This is a genomic window from Nostoc sp. (assembly GCF_036917635.1).
In the GTDB taxonomy this organism is placed as follows: domain Bacteria; phylum Cyanobacteriota; class Cyanobacteriia; order Cyanobacteriales; family Nostocaceae; genus Nostoc.
In genome coordinates, this window is sequence record NZ_JBALCW010000094.1 from 22,405 (window position 1) to 47,897 (window position 25,493).

Annotated in this window: 24 protein-coding genes; 20 read left to right on the forward strand and 4 right to left on the reverse strand. The window is 39.9% G+C overall.

All coding sequences use genetic code 11. The features are described from left to right. Positions 1-383 precede the first annotated feature (383 nt). The 9 genes from V7K32_RS21680 to V7K32_RS21720 all read left to right on the forward strand — a co-directional run bounded on the left by V7K32_RS21680 (position 384) and on the right by V7K32_RS21720 (position 8,666). The gene (locus V7K32_RS21680) at positions 384-1,226 is read left to right on the forward strand and encodes a YaaW family protein (protein ID WP_334995843.1); all 843 of its coding nucleotides are present in this window, start codon (positions 384-386) and stop codon (positions 1,224-1,226) included. After that, on the forward strand, positions 1,208-2,635 hold the full coding sequence (locus V7K32_RS21685) for an O-antigen ligase family protein (protein WP_334995844.1): 1,428 nt from the start codon (positions 1,208-1,210) through the stop codon (positions 2,633-2,635). Before V7K32_RS21680 ends, V7K32_RS21685 begins: the two co-directional genes overlap by 19 nt. A gap of 470 nt (positions 2,636-3,105) precedes the next feature. Continuing rightward, positions 3,106-3,624: a hypothetical protein gene (locus V7K32_RS21690; protein ID WP_334995845.1), complete on the forward strand. Its 519-nt coding sequence runs from the start codon at positions 3,106-3,108 to the stop codon at positions 3,622-3,624. A 415-nt stretch (positions 3,625-4,039) separates the two neighbouring features. Further along, positions 4,040-4,561, forward strand: coding sequence for a Ycf51 family protein (locus V7K32_RS21695; protein WP_334995846.1), 522 nt, complete (start codon positions 4,040-4,042; stop codon positions 4,559-4,561). Positions 4,562-4,956: 395 nt separating this feature from the next. Then, complete coding sequence (locus tag V7K32_RS21700; protein WP_334995847.1) at positions 4,957-5,154, forward strand: hypothetical protein; 198 nt, start codon at positions 4,957-4,959, stop codon at positions 5,152-5,154. A 36-nt stretch (positions 5,155-5,190) separates the two neighbouring features. Next, positions 5,191-6,384, forward strand: a complete 1,194-nt coding sequence (locus tag V7K32_RS21705; RefSeq protein ID WP_334995848.1) for an iron-containing alcohol dehydrogenase family protein — start codon at positions 5,191-5,193, stop codon at positions 6,382-6,384. After that, positions 6,381-7,613, forward strand: a complete 1,233-nt coding sequence (locus V7K32_RS21710) for an aspartate aminotransferase (RefSeq protein WP_334995849.1) — start codon at positions 6,381-6,383, stop codon at positions 7,611-7,613. The genes V7K32_RS21705 and V7K32_RS21710 overlap by 4 nt, the downstream gene beginning before the upstream one ends. Positions 7,614-7,974: 361 nt before the next feature. Then, the gene (locus V7K32_RS21715) at positions 7,975-8,274 is read left to right on the forward strand and encodes a hypothetical protein (RefSeq protein WP_334995850.1); all 300 of its coding nucleotides are present in this window, start codon (positions 7,975-7,977) and stop codon (positions 8,272-8,274) included. Next, entirely contained in the window at positions 8,271-8,666 is a 396-nt protein-coding gene (locus tag V7K32_RS21720) for a type II toxin-antitoxin system VapC family toxin (RefSeq protein WP_334995851.1), read from the forward strand. The genes V7K32_RS21715 and V7K32_RS21720 overlap by 4 nt, the downstream gene beginning before the upstream one ends. Positions 8,667-8,712: 46 nt before the next feature. Here V7K32_RS21720 and V7K32_RS21725 read toward each other — a convergent pair whose 3' ends face one another. The 3 genes from V7K32_RS21725 to V7K32_RS21735 all read right to left on the reverse strand — a co-directional run bounded on the left by V7K32_RS21725 (position 8,713) and on the right by V7K32_RS21735 (position 13,622). Then, positions 8,713-9,522, reverse strand: coding sequence for a metallophosphoesterase family protein (locus V7K32_RS21725; protein ID WP_334995852.1), 810 nt, complete (start codon positions 9,520-9,522; stop codon positions 8,713-8,715). Between the two features lie 154 nt (positions 9,523-9,676). Continuing rightward, on the reverse strand, positions 9,677-13,366 hold the full coding sequence (locus V7K32_RS21730) for a PAS domain S-box protein (protein ID WP_334995853.1): 3,690 nt from the start codon (positions 13,364-13,366) through the stop codon (positions 9,677-9,679). A 1-nt stretch (position 13,367) separates the two neighbouring features. Continuing rightward, complete coding sequence (locus V7K32_RS21735; RefSeq protein ID WP_334995854.1) at positions 13,368-13,622, reverse strand: helix-turn-helix domain-containing protein; 255 nt, start codon at positions 13,620-13,622, stop codon at positions 13,368-13,370. A gap of 755 nt (positions 13,623-14,377) precedes the next feature. Between V7K32_RS21735 and V7K32_RS21740 the strand changes: the two genes are divergently transcribed. Next, entirely contained in the window at positions 14,378-15,424 is a 1,047-nt protein-coding gene (locus V7K32_RS21740; RefSeq protein ID WP_334995855.1) for a 1-acyl-sn-glycerol-3-phosphate acyltransferase, read from the forward strand. 81 nt (positions 15,425-15,505) lie between these two features. On the opposite strand, the gene V7K32_RS21745 is transcribed toward V7K32_RS21740, so the two are convergent. Next, complete coding sequence (locus V7K32_RS21745; RefSeq protein WP_442938788.1) at positions 15,506-15,682, reverse strand: hypothetical protein; 177 nt, start codon at positions 15,680-15,682, stop codon at positions 15,506-15,508. 128 nt (positions 15,683-15,810) lie between these two features. On the opposite strand from V7K32_RS21745, the gene V7K32_RS21750 reads away from it, so the two are divergent. The 10 genes from V7K32_RS21750 (at position 15,811) to V7K32_RS21795 (ending at position 25,422) form a co-directional block, all read left to right on the forward strand. Beyond that, positions 15,811-16,305, forward strand: coding sequence for a hypothetical protein (locus V7K32_RS21750; protein ID WP_334995857.1), 495 nt, complete (start codon positions 15,811-15,813; stop codon positions 16,303-16,305). A gap of 223 nt (positions 16,306-16,528) precedes the next feature. Then, positions 16,529-16,855, forward strand: coding sequence for a DUF6464 family protein (locus V7K32_RS21755; protein ID WP_334996240.1), 327 nt, complete (start codon positions 16,529-16,531; stop codon positions 16,853-16,855). 701 nt (positions 16,856-17,556) lie between these two features. Beyond that, positions 17,557-18,630, forward strand: coding sequence for a glycosyltransferase family 4 protein (locus V7K32_RS21760; RefSeq protein ID WP_334995858.1), 1,074 nt, complete (start codon positions 17,557-17,559; stop codon positions 18,628-18,630). Positions 18,631-18,643: 13 nt separating this feature from the next. Further along, the gene (locus tag V7K32_RS21765; protein WP_334995859.1) at positions 18,644-19,453 is read left to right on the forward strand and encodes a WecB/TagA/CpsF family glycosyltransferase; all 810 of its coding nucleotides are present in this window, start codon (positions 18,644-18,646) and stop codon (positions 19,451-19,453) included. Positions 19,454-20,224: 771 nt separating this feature from the next. Next, positions 20,225-21,466: an ABC transporter substrate-binding protein gene (locus V7K32_RS21770; RefSeq protein ID WP_334995860.1), complete on the forward strand. Its 1,242-nt coding sequence runs from the start codon at positions 20,225-20,227 to the stop codon at positions 21,464-21,466. A 7-nt stretch (positions 21,467-21,473) separates the two neighbouring features. Beyond that, positions 21,474-22,424, forward strand: a complete 951-nt coding sequence (locus tag V7K32_RS21775; protein ID WP_334995861.1) for a branched-chain amino acid ABC transporter permease — start codon at positions 21,474-21,476, stop codon at positions 22,422-22,424. Between the two features lie 14 nt (positions 22,425-22,438). Further along, the gene (locus V7K32_RS21780; RefSeq protein WP_334995862.1) at positions 22,439-22,588 is read left to right on the forward strand and encodes a hypothetical protein; all 150 of its coding nucleotides are present in this window, start codon (positions 22,439-22,441) and stop codon (positions 22,586-22,588) included. Between the two features lie 49 nt (positions 22,589-22,637). Then, positions 22,638-23,594 (forward strand): branched-chain amino acid ABC transporter permease, encoded by a 957-nt coding sequence (locus V7K32_RS21785; RefSeq protein ID WP_334995863.1) that lies wholly within the window; start codon positions 22,638-22,640, stop codon positions 23,592-23,594. Positions 23,595-23,648: 54 nt separating this feature from the next. After that, positions 23,649-24,440: an ABC transporter ATP-binding protein gene (locus V7K32_RS21790; RefSeq protein ID WP_334995864.1), complete on the forward strand. Its 792-nt coding sequence runs from the start codon at positions 23,649-23,651 to the stop codon at positions 24,438-24,440. A gap of 250 nt (positions 24,441-24,690) precedes the next feature. Further along, on the forward strand, positions 24,691-25,422 hold the full coding sequence (locus tag V7K32_RS21795; RefSeq protein WP_334995865.1) for an ABC transporter ATP-binding protein: 732 nt from the start codon (positions 24,691-24,693) through the stop codon (positions 25,420-25,422). Positions 25,423-25,493: the final 71 nt, after the last annotated feature.

Genomic DNA, 25,493 nt, shown 5'->3' on the forward strand with positions numbered 1-25,493 from the left:
CTTTGGTAAGCAGGGGGAGCAGGGGGAGCAGGGGGAGCAGGGGGGGGAGCAGGGGGAGCAGGGGAGGAAGAATCTAATGATCATCTTTGCTCCAAAATTGAATAATTTAATTTCTGGAAGTCCCTAAACCGACTATTCCGGCACCAATGACTGCAATATCAGTCATGAGTCAATAGTCCGTAGTCATTGGCTATTAGTAATTGGTTACTTATATTGAGCGACTTGTGCCAAGCATCTCGAAAAAGCGGACATGGAACCGAAGGCGAGGTAAGCCGAAGTATTAGTTATTCGTTATTATCAAAGGACAAAATTACTACTAATGACTGCTGAAAGCTAATAGTAGAATAAGGTACACAAAGCTGCATAGAAGGGAGGAAGGGACATTGGATGAAATGAGGGCGGCGCTAGAGTTAGCGACCGAAGAAGAATTGCAAGATTTAACCGCAATTCTATTTAGTCGTAAGTTCAATCCCTTAGACTATGTACACACACCCGAACCCATCAAAGTACAAAGCCAAGACCGCAAAGCTTGGCTAGATGCACTAGAGGGTCGCTTTCGCTTTTTGGCGGCAGACGGGATGACAGTATTGCGGGGACGGACAAGCCAGGTTACTTACCGAGAAGCGTTAGTTCACGTATGTAAATACCTAAAAATTACCTATTCTAATCGGCTGGCAACCATTGATTTAGAAGCAGAAGTATTTTTACATTTGCTAGGACAGGTGTGGAAAAAATTACCTGAACAGGAAAAGCAAAAATTGACTCTACAAGTGCAGCGTCAGCTTGTCAAATCAGAACTAAAAGAACCCCTACCACTTTTATTGCAACGTGACCCCTTGGGGTTACTTTTCAAAGGTGGTAGTGCGATCGCTGTTAGTTCCATGCTCCAGCCATTTGTACTTAAGCAGATTGCCCGTCAATTTGCCATCCACTTTGCTACTTATGAAGTGGCCAAACAAGCGGCTATTACAGGCTCAGAAGCAGCTGGAACGCAATTTCAAAGCTATGTAGCCATGCAAATGGCGCAACGGGGTATGACTGTGAATGCAGCTCGTTATGGGGCAGCCCGCACTATGTTTGCTGTAATTGGGCCGATAATGTGGACTTGGTTTTTTGCAGATTTAGGGTGGAGAGCGATCGCCACTAACTATGGTCGGATTATCCCGACTATTTTCACCTTAGCTCAAATTCGCCTCACTCGTGAGGAATGTTGGGAGCCAGCTTGAACAAGGTTTTTGACTATTTTAAGTCTCGTTGGCAATCTGCTTGGAACTACTCTCTATGGGCTTTGTTAATCTTCCCATTGAGTCCTCTAGTGGGGGCTGTGACTATCGGTTTTGTATCATTAATAACTTGGTTGAAACAATCCCGCAAAATTAGTCGCCGCCCTCTCAACTGGGGATTTGCCCTTTTGAGTGTCTTGCTGCTGGTGAGTGCTGGATTTGCCGATGGCAAGACATTAGCTTTCCTCGGCTTATTTAATTTCTTACCCTTCTTTTTACTTTTCGTTGCCCATAGTACCCTGATTCAAACATTTACCCAATTGCGGCAAATGGCTTGGATTTTGGTGATCGGTTCTATGCCCCTGCTAATTATCGGCTTGGGGCAGTTATTTTTAGGCTGGAGTTTAAATTTAGAGATTTTATGGGTTGTGTTCAATTGGATAATCGTACCAGGAGGAAATCCACCAGGTCGCATAGCCTCACTCTTCTTGCACGCTAACACCTTCGCAGCTTATCTAGTGATAATTTTCATTCTTGGTTTAGGGTTGTGGCTAGAAAACTATCAGCAATTAAGAGTCAAAAATAAACAGTCATTCCCCCCTTATCCCCCCACTCCCCACTACTTCGGCAACTCTTCGAGACTCTACGCGAACGCTCAGTACAAGTCCCTACTCCTCCTCCTGTTCCTAACCGTGGCAATGATTACAAATTTCATTGCCTTGATTTTTACCAACTCGCGCAATGGGTGGGCGATCGCTATTTTTGCCTGTTTAGCTTATGCACTCTACCAAGGTTGGCGCATTCTTGTGGGGGGCGTCACTGCGATCGTTTCTAGTGTGCTTTTGGCAGCTTTTGCCCCCTCGCCCGTCGCTCAATTTTTTCGTCACTACGTTCCTGCCTTCTTTTGGGCAAGGTTAAATGATGACATGTATCCCGATAGACCAGTCGCTTTAATGCGAAAAACTCAGTGGCAGTTTGCCTGGTCTTTAGCTCAGGAACATCCTTGGACTGGCTGGGGGTTACATAGTTTTAGTACATTCTACAAAGCCCAGATGCATACTCGGTTGGGTCATCCCCATAATTTGTTTTTGATGTTATCTGCTGAAACTGGTTTTCCCAGTACTCTGTTATTTTTTGGCTTACTCGCTTGGATTCTGATTACAGGTGTCCAATTACTCCGAAAGTCCAAATATATAAATAAAGAAGACAGATTGATATTTTTCAGTTATCTTCTGGCTTTTGCTGCGTGGGTTCTATTGAACACAGTAGATGTAACCATATTCGATTTTCGTTTGAATGCCTTTTCATGGTTAATTTTGGCTGCTATTTGTGGAGTAATATATCGTTACAACCCACATGATAGGCTTGCATCTCATCCAAATCAGTCAGGAAATGACAAACAGCAACTTTAAATATCCATCATTTCTTTTTCAGTGTATGCACTGGGGACATTTATAGTTTCAAGTTAATAAGATTACTATATTCACGTCTGTGAGTGTAGCTAATACATAATTAGTTACTGTTGCTGATTGTTGGGAAGGTGTAGGGACAACCCTTTGGGGTTTTCCTGCATGACGGGCATCTCTTGTAGATGCCCTTTTGTATATTTATTATTTTTCTTGAGTTAAGCCCACATTCCGCACTTCAAAATGTATTATCTATCTTTTCAATAAAAATTCCTAATAATGTTCAAATTATTAAGTATTAATATTGAATACCATTGGCGATTTATGTTGTTGATTTAACCATTTTTTTCCACCTATGGGAAATCTACGCATATTACACGATGAAGTGCGGAAAGTCGGTTAAACACAAGTTTAAAAAATATTGAATTTGCCGAAATATCAAAAAAATTTTTATCTATCATAAAGGAATGTAAAACATGGTTACTGAAATTAAGCTAGGTCTTTGTAACCCGCCAGAACCTATATATTTGTATGTAAAAAAAGGAGAATTAAGCGGAGAGTCCTACCTATGGTATAATTACGATATTAATAATAAAATAACTATTCCTGTACAAAAAACAGGGCTAACTGGGTATATATCCGAACTTAAATTAACGACAAAAGAATTTAGAGAAAAGGACAACATTAAGTTAGACATCGTTGTTAGAGCCGATGAAATTTATATTGTTAGGACTGGAATAGAAACGAATTTTGCTAAAAGTTTTCTTTTAGCAGTATCCCTAGTCCACGACTTTTCCAAGCCTTTGATTATCGCTGCAACTGCTGGAGAAGAGAATGTAGTTTTTTGTAACCTCTACGACGCAGCGACTAAAACCCGCATTGACTCCAAATGGAACCGAGATGCTGATTGGGTAGCAATCATTGATAGTGTTCAAACTAAGTTGCAGACATCTCAAAATTCCCATATCGTCTCTGGTGAGCCAATACTATTCTAGAAAAATTGGGGAGGCTGGGGAAGTTGGTTAAGCAATTTCTTTCCCAGCTTTATTCGCTACAACTTAACAAAATCGAACAAGTAAGTGGGCGCAAATAATCATCACTGGCTCGTAGTTGCGCTAAAGCGCAAGAGGGCGCAACTACGAGCCAAATACAGAGTTATCTGTTCGCTCATCGAAGGTAACTTGCTAAACGTTTCAATTGTTCTGAGGTTGGCTCCATTTCACCGCTCAACTTAGGCTAAACCCAAGTTTAAACTTTGTTATGACTGCGATATCTGACGACAAGCCGAGGAAGCGTCTACGCACCCAATATTCTGATTGGCATTAAAGACTGCAATAACCAGTATGGTGTAAGCTCTCGGTAAAATGGGTGTGTCGGTAACGAAACAAAGACGCATCCATAACCAACCTTATGCTCACAACAGCTAACTTTTTTCAGTACACCCAATGGTCAGGTATCGCTACCTTGCTATTTGCTGCCTTAACATTTTTGGCTTTTATTCTCAAATGGGGCATCCGCTTTCGGCTGGTGGGTACGACTGGCTTTATGCTGGTGCTGACGGCTGGTTTCTTTGCACTCTCGATAGTCCCCTTGAGTCGGACTGTGATTCCAGGAGCAGCCCGGTACACTCTAGTTTATGACAATGGGTCAACACAAGCGGTGATTGCCACATCACCCAAAATTACACCCACACAATTAGATGCAACTTTACGTCAAGCAGTTAGTAATCTGTTTTCTTCTGGTCGCTCAGGTACACGCCAAGAGGACAAGTTGACAGTTCGCGCTCGTACCATTATCCACCCGGAATCAGGGACTTCTGTACCAGTTTACTTGGGTGAAGCCAAGCGATCGCTCGTCTCTCGAGAAAATTCTGCGATCGCAATCGAAATTTACACAGAAAAATTCGCCCAATTGTCAAAACCTACCGCTTAAGAGGCAGTTCTTCCTGGGGGCAGGGAGAATTTTTTTTACAAGTTTCTCCTTATCCCCTGTCTCATGCAAAAGGACAAAAATAATTTACCTGTTATCAGGATGACATAGTTTATTTTGTATTTACCGATACATTAATAGTTATTTTTATATTAAGATATTTACATTTTTATTGGTTACACTTTGGAAAAAGTTAATTAACGTACAGGTAATGGGTACTGACAGTTGTAATTTGTCAGCTTTTAGCCTAATTACCACTGTTGACATTTTTACAAGTCTTTGCAGCAAATGAATTAGCTGTCGGGGAATAGAGATAAATGTTCGCTCCTACGCACCTATCCATAGCTGGAATGACCATCGACAGATTATTCTCCTTTCTTGAGAATCTGAGAATGGTAATGTTAATTTATTATACAGTTATTCAAAACTTTGATAGTTCGGAATTTCAAGCTAATGGGCATTATAGATTCAAGCAACTTCGTGAAACTACTTTGTCTAGTTTATTGCTTGGCTCAGATCCAAATGAGTCGGGTGTAAGGTTGGAGCCATCCAAAAACCATTTTGGCAACAAGCATCCCTGGCTGCAAGTCTATTAGATTAAGAAATATCAAGGTTTTGGCAAACTAGATTATATGTCTAATCAAATTTCTACTCAACCTTCTTTGTCTACTCAAACCTCTAGTTCATTATTGACGCTCACAGTTGCCCCAGCAAAAGTAATCCGTGGTTCTGGGGTGTTGCAAGCAAAAGCAGCAGAGATCGCCTGTTTGGGAAGTCGTCCTTTAATTGTGGCAGGTGATTCTACTCTCGCCATCAGCCGAAAAAATTTGCTCCCAGTTTTAGAAACGCATTCCTTACATACTGCTCAAGCTTCATACAGTGCAGATTGCTGTGAAGCTAGCCTGAAATCTTTACAGAAGAAAGCAAAAGAACATAAAGCTGATGTAATTATCGGTGTTGGTGGTGGCAAAGCCTTAGATACAGCGAAATTAGTCGCGCATCAGTTACAGTTACCAGTGGTGACAATTCCGACATCAGCTTCTACTTGTGCAGCTTGGAGTGCCTTGTCGAATGTTTATTCGGAAAATGGGGCGTTTCTTTACGATGTGGGGTTGTCTCGTTGTCCCGATTTATTGATCCTTGATTATGACTTGATTAAAACTGCACCACAACGGACTTTAGTCGCTGGAATTGGTGATGCGATCGCTAAGTGGTATGAAGCCTCAGTTAGCAGTGGGCATTTGCAAGACACTTTAATTATTGCGGCGGTGCAACAAGCGCGAGTTTTGCGAGATATCTTGTTGCAAAAGTCAGCCGCCGCCCTGAAAGAACCAGGTAGTGAGGTTTGGCGAGAAGTCGTAGACGCAACTGTTTTATTAGCTGGGGTAGTTGGAGGACTTGGAGGAGCGCAATGTCGCACAGTTGCGGCCCATGCCGTGCATAATGGTTTAACGCACATTTCAGGACATGGTAGTATTCATGGCGAAAAAGTTGCTTTTGGAATTTTGGTACAACTGCGTTTAGAAGAAATGCTACAAGGCAATCAACTAGCAGCATCGGCACGGCAACAGTTGTTAAAGTTCTACACAGAAATTGGACTCCCCCAAAAATTAAGCGATTTGGGATTGGGCAATATTACATTAGGCGAGTTGCAAACAGCCGCCGAAATTGCCCTAGTTCTTAATTCTGACATCCATCGACTACCGTTTAAAGTCGCGCCAGAACAGTTGATGGCAGCAATGGTTTCTACTACTGCACCTATAGATAGTAAAGATACGATGAATCGAGTTTCGCCCAAGGGAATCAGTGACGAGGTTGAAGCATGAGTTTAAATTGGATTGTCCCAGCAGAACGGATACAAAAACTACCGCCCTATGTATTTGCCCGTTTAGATGAACTGAAAGCTAAAGCACGGGAACAAGGGTTAGATTTAATTGATTTGGGTATGGGAAACCCGGATGGTGCAACACCAGCACCAGTTGTAGAAGCTGCGATCGCTGCCTTGAAAGATCCCGCCAATCACGGTTATCCTCCGTTTGAGGGAACTGCTAGTTTCCGCCAAGCGATCACTAACTGGTATCATCGCCGTTATGGTGTGGTTCTCGATCCTGATAGTGAAGCTTTACCGCTACTTGGTTCTAAAGAAGGTTTAACCCATTTAGCACTTGCCTACGTTAACCCTGGTGATTTAGTTCTAGTTCCTTCCCCAGCTTATCCCGCCCATTTTCGGGGGCCTGCGATCGCAGGCGGAAAAATTCACAGCTTGATCCTCAAACCAGAAAATGACTGGTTAATTGATTTAGCTGCAATTCCTGATGAGGTTGCTAAACAAGCTAAAATTCTCTATTTCAACTATCCCAGTAATCCGACTGCTGCGACCGCCCCCCGCGAATTTTTTGAAGAAATCGTTGCCTTCGCCCGCAAATATGAAATTTTGCTGGTGCATGATTTGTGTTATGCCGAGTTAGCTTTTGATGGTTATCAACCCACTAGCTTGCTAGAAATTCCCGGCGCGAAAGAAATTGGTGTGGAATTTCACACCTTATCTAAAACCTATAATATGGCTGGTTGGCGCGTAGGGTTTGTGGTGGGTAATCGCCATGTAATTCAAGGTTTACGAACACTGAAAACTAACTTGGATTACGGTATTTTTGCCGCATTACAAACAGCAGCCGAAACTGCTTTACAACTGCCAGATGTGTATTTGCATGAAGTACAACAACGCTACCGTACCCGCCGTGATTTCCTCATTCAAGGGTTAGGAGAGTTGGGTTGGGATATCCCCAAAACCAAGGCGACTATGTATCTTTGGGTGAAGTGTCCTGTGGGTATGGGTTCCACGGATTTTGCTCTGAATGTGTTGCAGCAAACTGGCGTTGTTCTTACGCCAGGTAATGCCTTTGGAGTTGCAGGTGAGGGTTATGTCAGAATCAGTTTGATTGCCGATTGCGATCGCTTGGGTGAAGCTTTACATCGCTTTAAGCAAGCTGGCATCCGCTATCAACCTGAAAACGTAGTTTCTACTTCAGAAGCGATCGCCGATCTCGTCAGTTGATTAGAGGAAGGAATCCTAACATTACATGACTAAAATGATTGGCGATCGTGTTTGGTATAATGTAAAAAAATAGAAAAAGTAAAACTAAATGAACAAATTCTTCCCTAAATTTATTTAAAGTTTATCGGTTCCCTCAACTTTGCCTTGCAACCATGTTTCAATCACATCCCTTTGGGGTAGCTGCGGATATATTCAATATCGTGATGAGAACGCTTCTATCAACCTTGAAAATGCAGCTATAGATAAAGTACGGTTGGCTTGACCGAAACTAAACGCCCCTAGACAAGAAGATGCCGAGATCCTTGCTGGAAGGGGGAAGAAATCACTATTCAAAACTATTAAGTAAGTTTAGGTAAGTATTTTGGAGCAGTTAACAATGATTGGTACTAATATTTACATCAGTCAAGAAACTCAAGAATCTCTAATAAAAGCTGCGGCTTTAAAAAAAATGTCTGTTGAAGAACTAGCTTCTTCTATTTTGAATCAAAGTATCCAAGAAAATTTGGGACAAATCAGGTATTCTTTGGAAAATAAAAGCAAATTTGCCGTTAATCCTCTTGGAGAAATGCAACCCTATGCTTATTTGGCAGATCCTAATGAACCCGTTATTTCTGATGATGATTGGGAAATGAATCAAAATTATGAAGTGAACGATTTGTGATCATTCTTGATACTCATATTTGGGTTTGGTGGAATCACAATGATTCAAAGTTGACTCCTCCCCACCGTGAAGCAATAAATAGGGAAAGACCTCATGGTTTAGGTGTTTGCTCCATAAGTTTGTTAGAGATTAGCAGACTTGTTACCCAAAATAAGTTAATTCTTCCATGTTCGATTCAAGAATGGTTCGATATTGCTTTGGCACAAGAGGGAGTAATTATTCTATCAATCACTCCCCAAATTGCCATTGATTCATACTCCCTTCCAGGAAATTTTCATAAAGATCCAGCCGATAAAATTATCGTTTCAACAGCAAGAATGTATGATGTTCCTTTGGTGAGTGTAGATGAAAAAATACTTGCCTATTCTGATGTAAAAAAAATTCTGCCTTGATGTTAACTGCGATCGCCCAATTTTATATCTTAATAGGGACTTGATATTATTTCTTCGCCTGAAATACAATAATACGGCTATCTGCTTTAATGACTTGGATACCATTTTCTAAAGTAATCATCGGAATTTTCCAATAAGAATGGCCACAGATAACTAACAAATTATTAGTTAGATTGATTTTCTCTAACTCCTTGCGGATAGATTCTTTTCCAACCAAATTCCCTTGTGGGTAATCTGGGCCTTCATGTAAAATTAAAATATCTGGTGACTGCTTTATAAGTTCCCGAATTGTTCTAATAAATTCTTTCTCAGTCCGTCTGAAGGGTTTGATTTTTTTGCCAATAATACCAGAAATACCGGCAAGATTAAGCTCACCATTTCTTCTGATATCACCATCAAGATAGTAAATACTCCGATTTTGTTTAAAAATCTGAATTTCTTCTTGTGTATTACCCAAACTATCGTGATTTCCAGCAACACCAGCCACCCAACAAAATCGTCGGTTAAAAGCTTGCCAAATTTCTCGGATATCGCCCACTACTCCACTACGCCTATTGACCTCTGCATATAAATCACCTGCTAAAATAATGCCTGTATTTTTTAGTGAGGCAATTTTTCCGATCTCTGACAATTTTTCTAATTCTTCTATGACAAGATGACCGAGAAGTTGTTGATTTTTAGGGTCAATTCCTTGTAAATCACTAGTAACAGTAATTGCCTCTAAATTATTAGGTAAATAATCAACTTCTCCTAATAAAACTGGTAAATATTTCTCAATAACACCAATACCACCAGAAGCTGCTGTTAGATACTGTATCTGATGAATGGGTAAATTAGAGATTGATATAATGTGCATCTTAGTAAAAAATAGTCTTGTTCAACCGCGATCGCACCTAAGCTATAGTTTTTAGTTCACAATAGAGATAGTATATCCTTGTATGAATTGGTATCAAAATTTTGATAAAATTTGTGGTATACAGCTCCTCGACTTTGTAAAAGTTGTTGGGGATCTAACGCAGATTGTTAGAATTACAAATTACCTTAGCGATCGCTCGAACTAATTTACCTGGCTCCACAGGCTTAGTGATATGCTGCCCAAATCCGGCGGCGATCGCCTGTTGAGAATCAGCCTCAGATGCATAAGCTGTAAGGGCGATCGCTGGAATTGTCCCTCCTTGTTCTGCTGACATAGCTCTGATTTGACGCATCAGCATATAGCCGTCTAATTCTGGCATTCCAATGTCGCTTAACAGCAGATTTGGCTGAAACTCAGGCATAATTCGTAGTGCTTCCATAGCAGATGCGGCCTGAGTTACTACCGCGCCAGACTGCTCTAAAATGAAAGCAATTAACTCTCGCGTATCATGTTCATCATCAACAAGGAGAACTTTCACCCCATTTAGATCGGGGAAATCATCAAGTTGTTTATCAATTTGATGGCTATTGAGATGAGTCTTTATCAGAGGTAGCATGACTGTAAAAGTTGCTCCCTGTTCTTCGCCAAAACTTTCAGCTTTAACTGTGCCGCCATGTAGCTCTACAATGTGACGAACAATAGCTAATCCTAATCCCAATCCTCCGAATTTTCTGGTAGTTGCACCATCAGCTTGTCGGAAGTATTCAAATACAAATGGTAAAAAATCTGGGTTAATTCCCTTACCTGTATCACTGACTCGAAGTTGAGCCTGAGAACCAACAGACTGTAAACTGATTTCTACCTGTCCACCTTGGGGTGTAAACTTAATAGCATTGGAAAGTAGATTCCAGATAACTTGCTGCAAGCGACTTGAATCACCAGTTACTAGAAATTTTGGATTGAATCTTTCGGGTGCTGAAAGCGCAACTTGGATTTGGGGTTTTAGATTCTCAGGTTGGTTGTTAAAATCGATATCTAAATTTTTGTGAGAATTTTCTAATCCCAAATCTAAAATAGTAAATCGCAAATTGATAGATTTGGCTTGGGCGGCTAGACGAACAGTTTCTATTGCAGATGCGATCGCAGTTTCCAGATTTACAGAAGCAATATTCAGACTGAGCTTACCTTGCAAAATGCGAGATACATCCAACAAATCTTCAATTAGTTGCGTCTGAAGCTTGGCATTGCGCTCAATGGTTTCGAGAGCGCGAGTGGTGGTTGCTTCATCATACTTTTTAGTTTGCAATAACTTCGACCATCCCAAAATCGGGTTTAGCGGTGTGCGAAGTTCGTGGGAAAGAACCGCCAAAAATTCATCTTTGATTCGGTTAGCTTGGACTAATTGCTCTTTTTGCTGCTGTAACGAATCCATCAACTGAGCGCGTTCCAGAGCAACCGCCACCTGATCGGAGGTTGCTTGTAATAGGGCCATTTCCCCAGAAGTGAAGCGGGTACGGGTGCGACTGGCAAAGGAAAGGACACCAAGCACCTTTCCCTGAGCAATTAATGGTTGACCTGCATAAGCTGTGATTCCCAAATCTCTGAGAATGTCGGCATTTGGATGAGTAGAGTGCAGCACATCATTGACGACAATTTGATGGCGTTCTTGCAGCACTAGTCCGCACATTCCTTGATTAAATTCTAGGTATTCAATTGCTTGAAAGACTTCATCAGTAATGCCGTTCCAAGCCACTAACCGAAGTTTCTGCTTATTTTCGTGCGTCTCAATTAAATAGTGGAAGTAAAAATGCAAATCCATCTGCGCCGATAGTTTGCTAAACAAGCTATTCATTAGATCCAAGGGGCGCTCTGTTGAAAGCAAATCGCTGGTTGTTTCTGAAAGCAGTTTGAGTAGTTCACTGCGCTCTTGCAAGGCAACTTCAGCAAGCTGGCGTTCCCGAAGGGCGCGTTCGCGTTCGGTAATGTCAACTGCAACCCCTCCTACCAGGCGTTGCCCAGATGCATCGGCAATGGGAAACTTATATACCAAAAATTCCCCCAGAGTGCCATCTGTGCGTGGGGCAGACTCGATCGCTTCAAAAACTTGGTTCGTCTGGGCAACCATTCTAATGTTATCGAGGAAGGGTTGAGCGATTTCGGTTGGGTATAGGTCAAAAATGTTTTTATTAATCGCCTTATTTGTTCCGACATCAAATGTACTCAGATAAGTGGGGCTTAGATAAAGTACACGTCCGTCTGCATTCGTAATCCACGCTGCGGCGGGAATATTGTCCATAAAAGCTTGAAATTGCTCTTGACTCTGACTCAGCGCTTTTTTAACTTGCTGAAGATCGCTAATATCAAGAATGAATGCAACTGATTTTTGTTGAGATTTACCTAACAAAGAGTAACCAACTACAACCGGCACACTGGAACCATCCTTGCGAATGCATTCCTTCTCATAAGGAATACAGGTTCCCTTCGCTTTTGCCTCGGAAATAGCCAGTTCATCTAAATATTGGTACTCATGAGGCGTGATATCAGTCCAGCGTAATCTGCCTGACTGGATATCTGCTTGGGTATAGCCCACAATTCGCAAGAACTCGTCGTTGGCTTCAGTGATGCTACCATTCACATCACCAAAGAGAATACCAACTATATTCGCTTGAAAAAAACTCTTGAGGCGTTCTTCACTTGCTTGGACTGTCTTCTCTACTTGCTTGCGTTGGCTGATGTCGCGGAAGAAAATATCAAGACCATCTTCACAAGGGTAGGCGTGAATCTCCAGCCAGAAGTCATACTGCGACGGGAAGTAATAGTGATACTCAAAGTAGACGGGAATCTGTTCTGCGATCGCCTTTCTGTACTGTAGCTCTACATTAGTGCCTACTGATAAAGGCCATTCCTCCCAGTGCGACTTACCGATAACCTCTGTCCGGGGTTTGCCGTTAATTCTCCCTGCTTCGGCATTTTGGTAGATGATTCGCCAATCTCGGTCTAAAGTAATAAATGCATCACTCATGTTTTCTAGAGTGCGTGTGTTCCGCTCATTGGCTTGCTGTAATGCCGCTTCTGCTTGTTTGCGATCGCGTAGCGCAGCTTGCTGTTCGCTCAAATCAACAACGAAGCCAATCACCGTTTCTTGAGTATCTCCCACGACAACAGAACCGAGTAAAACGGGAATGCGATCGCCATTTTTGCGGATGTATTCTTTCTCAAAGGGTTTACATACTCCAGTTGTTCTAAGTTCTTCTACTGAATGCTCACTTAATAAAAAATACTCCTGTGGGGTAATCTCGTGCCAGTTCATTTGGTTAGCGGCAAAATCTTCTCGCGTATAGCCCAACATCTTCAGAAAAGCATCGTTGGCTTCCACGATCGAGCCGTTGCTCATATCAGTTATGAAAACTCCAATGATATTGGATTGTGCCAAGCGACTAAACCGCTTTTCGCTATTTTGCAACAATTTTAGGCTTGTCTCTGCTTTCCCTCTGGCAGTTCGCAACTCTGAAGATAGGGCAGTAATTAAGAAGGATACTAGTGAGAACGAGGTTAATCTTACCAAAACGTTTGGGCTGAGAAGATCGAATGAGTAGACTGGCTCTATCAAAAAATAGAGCGCAGTTGTAACAGAAAGAGCGATCGCAAGTACTCCAAGTCCCATACCGCCATACCAGGCACTGATTGCCACGGCAGCATAAAATAATGTAAATACGCTCGGATCAAAGACTGGCAACAACAGTCGCGTCAGCAGCAGCGCCGCTATGACTGCCAGAATCATCACACTATATGTTAGTAACCAAGAGCGCATCATCAAAATTTTTTTGAGTACTTTCAGTATCATCTTAAGAGTCCTCCCGTTGCTCCGCTTTTAGGAGATACTCGTTCAGCAGTCTTTTGCCTGGTTCGCCCATTTTATGTAACATTTCTTCAATTAGCTTTAGTGCCATCTGTGAAGGCACTGTAGATTTTTTCTCCCAGCGATTAACTGTTCGCAGGGAAACTCCCAACTTGGCTGCAAACTTTTCCTGAGAGAGATCGAGCTGCTGCCGAAGTTCACGGATTAAATCTGAAATTTTTAGTGAGTTTCCTAGTTCCATAATAGGAAGAGTAGGACACCTGTCTCGCCATTTGTCTCCCGCTTGAGGAAGAATTTAAACTATCATTAGTTATTGTCAATTTCATCTTTTGGCTAAATATCAATATTATTTATTAGTCTTAATTAATTCCTGTTGACTGATTTAAGTGTCTACCATACTTTTGATAACTGTTAACTGTTTTAATGTGGTGCTACAATAACTTTTTGAGACAAAATCACTCTATAAGGTAACTATAAAACAAACATTAACTTTTGTGGGTATTTAATATCAAATGGTATAATAAGTGCCTTGATAATTTTCAATCTTCAAGCATCGCCAAAAATCTATGGTTACTATATTACATAATTATCTTTCGTAACCTACTTAATATTATATATAGCAATTATAAATCATTGGTGAAAAGTTAGATACTGCGAATTTTGACAATTTAGATAGGATTGCTACAGATATGCTGGATACATAAGTTTTATCGAATACTTGGGATTTATAAGTGTTTCCAAATCATGTAAGTGGGTCAAATTAAATATAAAACCTCACCCTGCCTGCGGCTTCCCTCTCCTTATAAAACCTCACCCTGCCTGCGGCTTCCCTCTCTCTCCAAAGCATCGGAGAGGGATTGAGGGTGAGGTTTTATCTTATGTTTAATTACGCCTACCTACTTAGTCAATTTTAGTTCTAAGATAATATCCCAAAGGCAAAGCGATAAAGCTATAATAAGATTTAAATAAAATTTGTGTATAATTAATATCATTATTTTGATTAATCAACATTCCGAAAACCACCTAAACACTCAACTAGAAAATGTACCAGGTGAAGGCTATATATTTAGCTGGTTTGATTGGTTTTGTCTTTGGTATCCTCCAGGCTGGCTAATTATATTTAACCGTCATTGGCAGCATTATCATACCGATTCAGAGGGTTGGAATTGGCCAGAATATGGATTATTTTTAATTCCTGGCGGATTTTATCTGGCGTTGCTGAGTCGGTGGTTGCGTCTTGGTTTTCGTTCACCTCGAACAGAGGTTAGTGAATTTGATCCCAAATATCAACAAGCTTTTGGCAAAGAAGTTGTCGCACCCATCGTCAAATACTATTTTCGTGGAGAATTAGAACAAGTCGAAAACTTGCCGCAAACAGGGCCATTGATTATGGCAATGAACCACGCAGGGATGAGTTTTCCTTGGGATTTTTTGACCTTGGGTTATTTATTAAGTGAAGCTAGAGGATGGGTGGTACAACCATTAGCAAGTCCTGTATTGTTTGAACATCCTTGGATAATTTGGTGGCTACCACCTAAATGGTCGCAGGTTTTGGGTGGTGTGCGTGCCGAATCAGATGATTTTGAAGCAGCGATCGCTGCGCCCGCCGCAGGCATCGCCCAAGGTAAAATTCTCTTATATGCACCCGAAGGTATCCGTGGCCCTGGGAAAGGTTGGAGGAAACGCTATCAACTAGAAAAGTTTGATGTGAGTTTTATTAAGTTGAGCGATCGCTATCAAATTCCTATTCTCCCAGTAGTTTGCATCGGTAATGAATCTTTACATCCTTGGGCTGTTAATTTCAAAAAATTGCAACGACTAGTTAAATTACCATTTTTGCCTATCTCGCCTTTAATGCTTGCCTTAATTCTATTTCCTTCAATGGGAGTTTGGGCAATGAGAACTCGCCTGCATTACTTTATTCAGCCTTTGGAAGCAGCAGAATTGCACAACTATTCAAACAAAGGACATAAAGTAATTTATCGGCAGGCGCAACAATTACGAGAAAAACTGCAAATTAAAATTAATCAGTTATTGAAATAAATTTAAACTTATCCACTAGATTTAAGTCAATTTTTTAAAAAATAAATAATTTACTTGTTTGGATAAAAAAAATAGTAATTATTAAATTGATTTTTCCATAATAACATTTCTCAGTTTTTGCCCTCTACGTTCTACCTCTTGCTGTTTCACAACAATAAAATTTTGGCTTTCAAAAAAAGGTTTAGCTGTAATACTGGCTTCTGTAAATAATTTTGAAATTCCCAAAGACTTTGCTTTTGATTCAAGCTGTTCTAATATTTTCTTACCAAGTACCTCATTTGATTAGGAAAAGCTATATAAACCTCATATACACAATTTATATAGTACAAATATACTAACTAGCTGCTAAAATGCTTTAGAAGTCAGCTAGCCTTGCTTGAGGTGGTATGAAAAAAAACCAAGATACGGACAAAAAGCCCATTTTGCTGTTCCAGCCTACATCTGTAATTACTGCTATAGTGCCACTGCAACCCCAAGAAAAAAAAATCATCAGTGAACGGGAGCGTTTTATAACACAAGTCGAACGCATCAATCAGATGGCGCAAGAGTTAGAAGCAGCAATATTAGAGTTGAAAGCGATCGCTAACACACTGAATACTCAAAAACGTTACCCACTCAGTGTAAAAGAGCTATGCAAAAATATTTGTCACTATTTCGCAGTTAGCGTCCCTTGGGTGAAACGAAAGTCTGACAAATCATTTATTCTGAGAACGCGAAAAGTTGATTTATTGCGAGCCGAAAGGGAAGCCGCACTGCTAGCACAGCAACTTCGTCAGCAAACCAAAAAAAGATTAGCATCGCAACGACACAGAAAAAACAAGAATGGGGCTGAGGCTGACACAAAACGCTTCCTAAAAAAGGTATTAGTCAACAAATCTTAAAATTATTAATATTCAACGGCAGATCACCTCTGAGGTTGTAACAGTTATGCTGATTGAAATGGCAGAAGGAAATTCTGACTTAAAATTCCTTACCATATTGCTATTGTTAATTGCTACCAACTGTGGTATCAGTAGGCAAACCTGCCCTAATATTTGCACTTCCGTAAAACCAGAGTGCAACATCAGGGACAATCAATCAGCGCATAGAAGAGGTAAAAAGAAGGTGTTAAAGACACTTTTAGTGATTGCCGTTGGTTTTTTACCGTCCCTGATTTCCCTGTGGGCGATCCGCAAAACCCATGCGCGATCGCGCTTACGACTCAGACAAGCAGCCATGAATTTTCCAGCGATGCAGGGACGACAAAACGTCAGACCTGGAGAAGGCGATCGCTATTATTTAGAAGGTGTAGGTTATCTAATTGGCGATATCAGCTGCAAATTTAATGCCCGATCAGGTTACATGCGTTGTGCTGTCAATCCCGAAGGCCCCTGTAATGGTTGTCGTCACTACGAACCTAAAGAATTCGCTGGTAGTGAAAATAGGCTTTAACGCTCTTTTATTACTCTCATTAAAGAATATACCTCTTGCAAACAATTATTGTAGATTGAAAAAATCCCAAGTTAATTAGCTCTCCATTTAATAAATTTTTCAGCGTTTATATCGCAGATATCAATTGAATCAAGCTAAAAAGGCTCTACTTAAGTACCTGGACAGAATTAATGACATATTGTTATTTACCAATTCTTTGCCAGTCAAGGATTTCAGCCCAGATTTTTGTGTAATTAATCTTGTCCGATTACTTACCATAAAATAATTCTGGAGGAGGTTTATAGTATTTTAAACCTTGTTTCTCCGTGCTTGGCTCCAGACAAGATTTGTTGAGCTTTGTCGATCAAGCAAGGCTTTGAAAAGTATTCCAGGTCAGCATCTTATTTTTCTTTACTCAGAGACAGAAAAGAGGATTATACAGACATTACTAGCAAATTTACATAGACAAAATATAAAGTGTGTATGCTAATTGAGTAAAAGCTTGTAAAGATTTAGAAAAAAGAGTAGAATCCTTTAGGTCTTACAGCCGCTATATTGAGTTATTGAAGGGACTACAAGCCTATGTCATCAGTCAGGTTCCATAATTTACTTGTTTCAACAGGCTATTCAAGACATTATTAGCGATTTTCAACAAGCTACATGTTTGAATTCTTTTACTTTAGACCTGAATTATTACCTAAGAATTACATAGGTTGATGTGAATGAACCAAATGCAGATATTGATGTTAGGGGCTAGTCTAGAACAAAATGGAGGAATAGCATCAGTTGAAAAACTGATAATTAAGCATATTATTCATGATATTGTAATTCAGCACATAACCACTCATGATGAAGGTTCGGTATACCACAGAATAAGTATTTTTGCTCAAGCTTTAGTAAAATTTTTATGGCTAATGTTTACTCAAAAAATAGATGCTGTACACATTCATCTTTCCGAAGGTGGTAGTGTTCTCCGAAAAGCTATTTTTTGTGTTCTTTCCTTAATATTTAATAAGCCCTTCTTGATCCACGCTCATGGTGCAGAATTTCAAGTAACCTATGCTAAACTACCTCAACTAGCACAAAAAGTTTTAAGTTCACTATTTCAGCGTTGCCAAGGGTTTATTGTTCTTTCAAAAACTTGGCATGATTACTATATCTTAAATCTTAGTTTAAATCCGAAGCAAGTTATTATCTTGCCTAACCCCTGCGAATTACCTATACAGGTTCCTGACCGCCAAAATCGGACTAAAATTATTTTGGTGTTTTGTGGGCGAATCGGTCAACGGAAAGGCGCATTTGATTTAATTCAGGCATTTGCTGTCCTACCAGATGATCAAAAAAAATCTGTCGAGTTAATTCTGGCAGGAGATGGTGAAATCGAAAAAGCGCAGGAATTAGCTGCTAGTCTCAACCTTATAAATAATGTCACTTTTTTGGGCTGGATTAATTCTACAAAACGGGATGAAGTGTTGTCAAAAGCAGATATTTTTATTTTGCCTTCTTACAATGAAGGTTTGCCTATGGCGATTCTAGAAGCTCTTGGTTGGGGATTACCCGTGATTTCAACCCCCGTAGGAGGTATTCCTGAATTAGTGATTTCAAATCAAAATGGTCTGCTAGTTACAGCAGGAAACATTCAACAATTGTCAGAAGCTATACAATTGTTGATTGAAAATCAAGCTTTACGCCTCTGTCTGGGGAGTGCTGCAAGAAAAAGTGTTGAACCATTTGATATTAAAAACTATTCGATTGGTTTAGCCAATATCTATCGTTCCTTATCAAAATTGAATTAAGCTGGAAGTACTAATGAGAATCAACATTTGCAGAGTCGAAATTGATGACTACAATTTTGATGAAGTTGTAGATAAGATTGTTAAACATATACTCTCTAAGGGTCAGCCAGAATATGTAGTTACTCCTAATGCTATGCATATTTTGGCATTGCAGAAGGATGCCAAATTTCGAGAAATTTATCGCCAGGCTTTTTTAGTAGTACCAGACGGGGTGTCGCTGCTGTGGACAGCGAAGTTCTTAGAAACTCCCCTTAACGGTAGAGTTAATGGTACAGATTTGTTCGAGAGACTATGCGCCATTGCTGCTCAAAAAGGATTGAAGGTCTTTTTATTAGGAGGTCGCCCTGGTGCTGCCGAAAAAGCTCAAGAAATTCTTGTTTCCAGACATCCAGGCTTGCAGATTGTAGGTACTTACTGTCCTCCTTACGGGTTTGAATCTCAGCCAACAATATTAACTTCAATCAACTCAAAAATTATAGCGACATCTGCCGATATCTTATTTGTTGGTTTGGGAGCACCTAAACAAGAAAAATGGATTGCTGCCAATTATTTACATTTAGGTGTACCGATTTCTGTCGGTATTGGTGTCAGCTTTGAACTAGTTAGCAACATGGTGAGAAGATCACCAGTTTGGATGCAAAAAGTAGGACTGGAGTGGTTATTTCGGCTTATCACAGAGCCTCGACGCTTGTGGAAGCGTTATATCCTTGGTAATCCTGCTTTGATTTACTTGGTAATCAAACAGCGTCTAGGATTATTTAATAGCCCATACGGAAACCTTGACTATATGAACCATAATGAAATTACAGACCAAGTGAAGTAGTGCTAAGACGGTGTTTGAAAAGTTGCAAAGTATAATATAGACGTCTCTCCAACCCGAATTTATCAGCAGGGAGAGACTTTGAAACCCCCATTCAGCAACAAAATTTTTTTCCTAACCCTCTTTTAAAACAAGAGGGTTAGGGAGAACTAATAAATGCTTAATTCAGGGGTTAAGTTTCCAAAGTTGCTGTTACCAGCACTAATTTTGCAATATTCTCTAAGTGATTCTCTAGTTATTTTTTCCATCAAACATCTAATTTCTAAGAGGTTGTTTTAAAAAAAATTTACTGTGACTTTAAGTACTTTTGATCCTCTCTAATCCTCTTTTAAAGGAACCGGAGTTAAAGTGGGGGATTTAGCAACAATAGGAATTTTCAAACATACTCTTAGAGATAATTTTTAAAGTAAATCTTAAATTGTCGGGTACGTTATCGCTAGTACATCATGGCGGAAATAAACCTATTACCTGAAATGGGTAAAAAGTTTGCAGTATAAGTATTCTTTGTTTTGACTTTTTGTACTAATTTTTACCCTCTTAAACCTCAAATCTTTACATAGCTGTAACATACCCTTCCCTTCTAGCTGTGAATGGTTAAATTATTATTAATTATAATAACTTGATTGATAAACATTGGGAATATTTTTATTTGCATAATCAAATAAAAATGATTTAATAAAATAAAATTATTGCAAAAGTATAAATCTGCCTAATTTAGTTTGCAGAGCTTATTCACTTTTGCCGAATATCTCATAACTACATGATTATTTAACGATGAATAACGCGATCGCTCAGACAACAGCATTATTATCAACTTGCGCTTTGCTACTAACAGGCTGTGGCGGTGGCTCTGTGACAAATACTCCAAATAGTGCCACAAATAACACTACAACTAACACCGCCCAGACAACGACTACATCAGGTGCAATTCCCATCGGTATTGCCTTAGCACAAACCAGCAACGTAGCATTACTCGGTCAAGAAGGATTCGTGGGAGCCAGAATTGCCGAAAAGTATTTCAATAGTAAAGGTGGTATTAATGGCACTCCGATTAAATTGGTAAACCAAGATACTAGCGGTGATGAAGCTGGAGCAATTAACGCTTTTCAAACTTTAATTAATAAAGATAAAGTTGTCGGTATTGTTGGCCCTACTTTGTCACAGCAAGCTTTTAGTGCTGACCCTATCGCCGAACGTGCTAAAGTCCCAGTTATTGGTGCATCAAATACCGCAAAAGGAATTCCAGAAATCGGTGATTATGTAGCTCGTGTATCTGCTCCCGTCTCTATAGTTGCTCCTAATTCGCTCAAAGCTGCACTCAAGCAGAATCCTCAAATTAAAAAAGTGGCAGTTTTTTACGCCCAAAATGATGCCTTTAACAAATCAGAAACGGAGATTTTTCAAACAGCAGTAAAACAGCAAGGGCTAGAATTAGTAACAGTTCAAAAGTTCCAAACTACTGATACAGACTTTCAAGCCCAAGCTACCAATGCAATTAACTTAAAACCAGATTTGGTAATTATTTCGGGACTAGCAGCTGATGGTGGTAACTTAGTGCGACAACTGCGAGAACTGGGTTATAAAGGCATAATTATTGGTGGTAATGGTCTGAATACACCAAATGTTTTATCAGTGTGTAAAGCACTTTGCGATGGTGTGCTGATTGCTCAAGCTTACAGTCCTGAATATCCGGGTGAGATTAATAAGGTGTTTCGCCAAACCTATATTGAGCAATATAAGAAAGAACCAGCCCAATTCAGTGGTCAATCTTTTGCTGCGGTACAGGTGTATGTTGAAGCTCTGAGAGCGTTGGATAAGAAAAACAAAATCAGCACATTACCTCTTGATAAACTGCGGACAGAATTGAACAAGGAAATACTAGCTGGAAAGTATGATACTCCTTTAGGTGAGATTGCTTTTACACCAGTCGGTGATGTGATTCAAAAGGAATTTTACGTTGCCCAAATCAAGATGGATAAAGATGGTAATACTGGAAAATTCGTATTTCTAAAATAGTTGCAATATGAATATAACTGTATTTTTGCAACTATTTTTAAACGGATTATCTATCGGTAGTATCTATGCAATTTTTGCCTTGGGATATACCTTAGTTTATTCTATTTTGGGCATCATTAATTTAGCTCATGGCGCGATTTTTACCTTGGGTGCATATTTCACTTATGCCCTCATAGGTGGTAACTTTGGATTTAACGGTTTGCTAGCTAACGCAGGCTTGCCGATAAAATTACCATTTGTTATAGCCTTAATTTTAGGGAGTACCTTGGCGGGATTGGTAGGGGTAGTGATGGAACGGGTTGCTTTTCAACCTTTGCGCCGTCAAGGATCTGATCCCTTGCTAACTGTTGTTTCCAGCTTGGGGGTAGGAGTCGTAATTGTAAATTTAATCCAGTATTTAGTAGGGGCAGAAAGTTACACATACCCTGCAAATACTTACGGTAATTTGCCACCTGCAATTAATTTTGGTACTCCAGATAATCCAATTCCGATTCGCAGCGTTCAGGTAGTAATTTTTGCTGTATCAGTGGTGATTGTGGCAATTCTTACCTATTTTATCAATCGGACTAAATATGGTAAGGCAATGCAAGCGATCGCAGAAGATCCAACTACAGCTAGTTTGTTAGGAATTAATAGCGATCGCTTTATCATCTTAACATTTTTCATCAGCAGTTTTTTAGCAGGATTAGCGGGAACTTTAGTCGCTTCTAGTGTTAGTATAGCTGGTCCATATTTCGGCATTACTTTTGGTTTGCGGGGTTTAGCGGTAATTGTCTTAGGTGGTTTAGGTAGTATTCCTGGTGCAGTGGTGGGAGGCTTAGTAATTGGATTAGTCGAGGCGTTTGTTCCTTCGGAATTATCTGGATATAAAGACGCAGTAGCCTTCGGAATTTTGTTTATCATGCTATTAGTTAGACCTCAAGGTTTGCTAGGGCGGCGGTTTGTTCAAAAAGTTTAAATAGACGTAGCACTATGAAAACATACACCAGACAAAAACTAACTTTTGAGCAATTTTTAGAGCAGTGTCTAGAAGAAGGGACACTGTTTAGAGGTTCAAAACGGATTGTGTCACGAACTTTTCCTGAACTGGCGCTGACAGCAGAGCAAATATTAACAGTTTAGTAGTTGATAAAAGTGATAGTTTGATTAAACTTAATCAAAAAACTTTAATATGACTGATTTTTTTGCTACTTATGGTTCTCTAATTGTCTCTATGGTATTGGGGGCGCTAATAGGGTTATCGCTTTACTTACCGCTAATGACAGGGCAATTGTCTTTAGCTAGTCCAGGATTTTATGCTTTAGGTGGATATATTGCAGCAATTTTATCCACAAAAGTTTTTACATCTAGCAGTAGTTTATTTCCCATTCCATTGTTGTTATTGGAGATGTTAATGGCTGGGATAATTTGTGGTTTATTGGGTATAATAGTGGGAATTCCAGCGTTGAGATTGCGAGGAATTTATTTAGCGATCGCTACTATCGCTTTTGTAGAAGTTCTACGCGTCATCTCCCTCAATTTGGATATTACGGGCGGTGCTGTGGGAATTTTTGGCATTCCTCAACCTTTCCAAACACCAATTGAATATTTATGGATTGCTTTGCCCTTACTATTAATTAGTATGGTGCTGCTTTATCGTTTAGAACGCATCCGTGTAGGAAGGGCTTTTATTGCTATCCGCGAAGATGAATTAGCTGCGGGTGCAATGGGAATTGATCCCACTTATTACAAAGTTTTGGCGTTTACACTAGGGGCTATACTTGCAGGGCTTGTAGGTGCAATTAGCGCCCACTTCCTTAATACCTGGAATGCTCGTCAAGGTACTTTTGATAGCAGTATTATATATTTAACTTTTGTTTTGATTGGTGGTTCGAGAACTTTTTTAGGTCCCGTAGTCGGAGGTATGGTGTTTACAGCTTTACCAGAGATTCTACGAAGTCTCGCTGATACTGGTGGTTTACCTAATTGGTTAGCACAATTTTTGCGCGATGGAAGATTGATTATTTTTGGTTTTTTAATAGTAATAGGTACAATCTTTTTCCCTCAAGGGTTAATTACTCCAGATATTTTCCAAAGACGTAAAATCATGGAAAAACGAACGGCGAAGGGCGCAAAGGGCGCGAAGTAAGAAAAGTTTTAGAGAGTTCTTGCGTAAGTTTTATATTCATAATAATATGCAAAAATGTCACATAGTATTCTAGATAATAACAGCAGTATTGTTTTAGAAGCAAGAGCATTGACTCGCCGCTTTGGTGGTTTAGTGGCGGTAAATAATGTATCTTTTAGTGTAAATAAATATGAGATTTTTGGACTGATTGGCCCTAATGGTGCTGGCAAAACAACATTGTTTAATTTGATTACTGCTTTTATTCCCCCTTCTAGCGGGAAATTAATTTATCAAGGTGCAGAACTTTCTCAACTGCGTCCTCATCAAATTGCTGCTTTAGGTATCGCCCGTACTTTCCAAAATATCCGCTTGTTTGGGGAATTATCGGCGTTAGAAAATGTGATAATTGCTCGACATTTACACACTAAAAGTAATATAATTACAGGAGTTTTGGGATTACCACCAGCGCCTAGCGAAGAACTTCAAACTAAGCAGGAAGCTTTAGATTTATTGGATTTGGTGGGATTAAGCGATCGCGCTGACGAAAAAGCCAAAAACTTTGCCTATGGCGATCAGCGTCGCTTAGAAATTGCCCGTGCTTTAGCATTAAAACCGCAAATTTTACTTCTCGATGAACCTGCGGCGGGGATGAACCCCAACGAAAAGCAGCAATTGAGTGAATTTATCCGTAGTTTGCGCGATCGCTTCGATTTAACGATTATCCTGATAGAACATCATGTACCATTGGTTATGGGTTTGTGCGATCGCATTGCGGTGTTAGATTTTGGGCAATTGATTGCATTGGGTAAACCAGCAGTTGTCAGAAATGATCCGGCTGTAATTGAAGCTTATTTAGGAAATGAATGAATGTTATATAAACAAAATACTCACAAATTCGTCTAAAGAATTCACTGCGATACCTCCGGTAAGCTCCGCTAATGCACTATCCATTAAGCTTTCTAATTTTTCGACACTCTCACCCTCAAACCTTACTTCCACTTCATGAGGAATTTTGCCAAATGGTATCTCTTGGACTAATGACTAATGACTAATGACTCCGCGAAGCGGTTTGATGTATCTTAGGTTTTGAATCAACATTTCTGGATGTAAACCGCCGATGAAAGCCGATAGTAAGCCAAACTATACAATTTTAGAAGTTAAAGAGCTTGATGTTAATTATGGCGGTATTCAAGCTCTAAAAAAGATTAATTTAATTATTCAAAAAGGCGAGGTAGTTACTCTTATTGGTGCTAATGGTGCTGGTAAAACTACCACACTCCGCGCTATATCTAAAATAGTTAATCCTAAGAGTGGCGTAATTATTTATAATGGACATAATATTAACCGCCGCCAAACTCACGAAGTTGTACAACTTGGTATCGCTCACTGTCCTGAAGGACGCAGAGTATTAGCGCGACAAACAGTATTTGATAATTTACTTTTGGGTGCTTATATTCGCACCAATCAAGCTGAGATAAAAGCAGATATTGGGCGACAATTTGACTTATTTCCACGTTTGTCACAAAGGCGCAATCAACTAGCAGGAACTCTCAGCGGTGGCGAACAACAAATGTTAGCGATCGCACGGGCTGTAATGAGTAAACCACAACTCTTACTTTTAGACGAGCCTAGCTTAGGTTTAGCACCTGCCTTCGTCCGGGAAATCTTCTCAATTATTGAAAATCTCCGGGCTACAGGTGTGACCATTTTGTTAGTTGAACAAAACGCTAATCTGGCGCTGCAAATTGCCGATCGCGGTTATGTTTTAGAAGCTGGTTCTATTACTTTATCAGGTGCAGCATCAGAATTAATTAGTAATGAGCGAGTTAAAAAGGCTTATTTAGGATAATTAATTATAGCGGTTCTCGAATGGAAGCAATATAGTCTGACCTCTCTCCAAACCTCTCTCCTAAAAGGAGA

Bases quoted from the DNA above. Each gene is read 5' to 3' on its own strand.
- V7K32_RS21685 (WP_334995844.1), top strand. From the start codon at position 1,208: ATGTTGGGAGCCAGCTTGAACAAGGTTTTTGACTATTTTAAGTCTCGT.
- V7K32_RS21690 (WP_334995845.1), top strand. From the start codon at position 3,106: ATGGTTACTGAAATTAAGCTAGGTCTTTGTAACCCGCCAGAACCTATA.
- V7K32_RS21695 (WP_334995846.1), top strand. From the start codon at position 4,040: ATGCTCACAACAGCTAACTTTTTTCAGTACACCCAATGGTCAGGTATC.
- V7K32_RS21700 (WP_334995847.1), top strand. From the start codon at position 4,957: ATGTTAATTTATTATACAGTTATTCAAAACTTTGATAGTTCGGAATTT.
- V7K32_RS21705 (WP_334995848.1), top strand. From the start codon at position 5,191: ATGTCTAATCAAATTTCTACTCAACCTTCTTTGTCTACTCAAACCTCT.
- V7K32_RS21710 (WP_334995849.1), top strand. From the start codon at position 6,381: ATGAGTTTAAATTGGATTGTCCCAGCAGAACGGATACAAAAACTACCG.
- V7K32_RS21725 (WP_334995852.1), bottom strand. From the start codon at position 9,522: ATGCACATTATATCAATCTCTAATTTACCCATTCATCAGATACAGTAT.
- V7K32_RS21730 (WP_334995853.1), bottom strand. From the start codon at position 13,366: ATGATACTGAAAGTACTCAAAAAAATTTTGATGATGCGCTCTTGGTTA.
- V7K32_RS21735 (WP_334995854.1), bottom strand. From the start codon at position 13,622: ATGGAACTAGGAAACTCACTAAAAATTTCAGATTTAATCCGTGAACTT.
- V7K32_RS21750 (WP_334995857.1), top strand. From the start codon at position 15,811: ATGAAAAAAAACCAAGATACGGACAAAAAGCCCATTTTGCTGTTCCAG.
- V7K32_RS21760 (WP_334995858.1), top strand. From the start codon at position 17,557: ATGAACCAAATGCAGATATTGATGTTAGGGGCTAGTCTAGAACAAAAT.
- V7K32_RS21765 (WP_334995859.1), top strand. From the start codon at position 18,644: ATGAGAATCAACATTTGCAGAGTCGAAATTGATGACTACAATTTTGAT.
- V7K32_RS21770 (WP_334995860.1), top strand. From the start codon at position 20,225: ATGAATAACGCGATCGCTCAGACAACAGCATTATTATCAACTTGCGCT.
- V7K32_RS21775 (WP_334995861.1), top strand. From the start codon at position 21,474: ATGAATATAACTGTATTTTTGCAACTATTTTTAAACGGATTATCTATC.
- V7K32_RS21780 (WP_334995862.1), top strand. From the start codon at position 22,439: ATGAAAACATACACCAGACAAAAACTAACTTTTGAGCAATTTTTAGAG.
- V7K32_RS21785 (WP_334995863.1), top strand. From the start codon at position 22,638: ATGACTGATTTTTTTGCTACTTATGGTTCTCTAATTGTCTCTATGGTA.
- V7K32_RS21790 (WP_334995864.1), top strand. From the start codon at position 23,649: ATGTCACATAGTATTCTAGATAATAACAGCAGTATTGTTTTAGAAGCA.
- V7K32_RS21795 (WP_334995865.1), top strand. From the start codon at position 24,691: ATGAAAGCCGATAGTAAGCCAAACTATACAATTTTAGAAGTTAAAGAG.